The organism is Burkholderia sp. AU4i (assembly GCF_000466765.1).
In the GTDB taxonomy this organism is placed as follows: Bacteria; Pseudomonadota; Gammaproteobacteria; order Burkholderiales; family Burkholderiaceae; genus Burkholderia; species Burkholderia cepacia.
Genome location: NZ_ASSI01000484.1, coordinates 1 through 571 on the forward strand (window position 1 = coordinate 1; position 571 = coordinate 571).

The window sequence follows — 571 nt, forward strand, 5'->3', positions numbered from 1 at the left end:
GACGATACGCGCGGGCTGCTCGGCGCACGCGTGTTCGATGCGCTGCCGGCGGGCGCGTCGCTCGTGCAGGTCGGGCGCGGCCCGCAGCTCGACGAAGCCGCGCTGCTCGCGGGGCTCGCGAGCGGCCGGCTCGACAGCGCGATCCTCGACGTGACGGACCCCGAACCATTGCCGGCCGGCCATCCGTTCTGGACGCACCCGCGCATCCGGATCACGCCGCACATCGCGAGCGCGACGCGGCCGGACACCGCGGTCGACGCCGTGCTCGCGAACCTCGCGCGCCATCGCGCGGGGCAGCCGATGATCGGCGTCGTCGATCGCGCGCGCGGCTACTGACGCGTGCGCCCGGCCCGGCGGGGCGCGCAGCAGAAAATGCCGCAGCGCCCCGCACAAACGCCGCGTTCGTATGTTTCAGACTGCAAATTGAAAACGCATGAGGATGGCTCGCCCGGTAGCATGAACTCATCGCTGACACCCGACGAGAGTCCCGCCCTGCCATGAACCACGCCGCGCTGATCGAAGCTGATCGTCAACACCTGATCCACCCCGTCGTCAACTATCGTGCGCACGA

General features: G+C 70.2%; 2 protein-coding genes. One reads left to right on the forward strand and one right to left on the reverse strand.

The annotated features are described in order from the left end of the window. The coding region (locus L810_RS43690; protein WP_042978542.1) for an NAD(P)-dependent oxidoreductase at positions 1-336 on the forward strand (336 nt) is incomplete at its 5' end. On the opposite strand, the gene L810_RS48845 is transcribed toward L810_RS43690, so the two are convergent. Then, the coding region (locus L810_RS48845) for a hypothetical protein (RefSeq protein ID WP_218921762.1) at positions 330-571 on the reverse strand (242 nt) is incomplete at its 5' end. The genes L810_RS43690 and L810_RS48845 overlap by 7 nt on opposite strands.